Source organism: Streptomyces aurantiacus JA 4570, assembly GCF_000414115.1.
Taxonomy (GTDB): domain Bacteria; phylum Actinomycetota; class Actinomycetes; order Streptomycetales; family Streptomycetaceae; genus Streptomyces; species Streptomyces aurantiacus_A.
In genome coordinates this window covers 1-440 of sequence record NZ_AOPZ01000415.1, presented here as the reverse complement: position 1 = coordinate 440, position 440 = coordinate 1, and the positions used below count along the sequence as shown (strand labels likewise).

Annotated in this window: 1 protein-coding gene; it reads left to right on the top strand. The window is 65.7% G+C overall.

Going from position 1 to position 440, the window contains the following annotated elements; genetic code table 11:
- Positions 1 to 440 (top strand): alpha-amylase family glycosyl hydrolase (locus STRAU_RS32505; RefSeq protein WP_037663391.1); only part of this gene is annotated, 440 nt, incomplete at both ends.

Below are 440 nucleotides of genomic sequence, written 5' to 3'. Positions count from 1 at the left end.
AATTACGAGAACCCGGCCGTCCAGGAGGAGATCGTCTCGGCGCTGCGGTTCTGGCTGGACCTCGGCATCGACGGCTTCCGCCTGGACGCCGTGCCGTATCTGTACGCCGAGGAGGGCACCAACTGCGAGAACCTGCCGCGCACCCATGAGCTCCTGAAGCGGGTGCGCGCGGAGATCGACGCGCACTACCCGGACACGGTCCTGCTCGCCGAGGCCAACCAGTGGCCCGAGGACGTCGTCGACTACTTCGGCGACTTCAGCGACGGCGGCGACGAATGCCACATGGCCTTCCACTTCCCCGTCATGCCCCGCATCTTCATGGCCGTACGCCGCGAATCGCGCTACCCCGTCTCCGAAATCCTCGCCAAGACCCCCGCCATCCCGTCCGGTTGCCAATGGGGCATCTTCCTGCGCAACCATGACGAACTCACCCTGGAGAT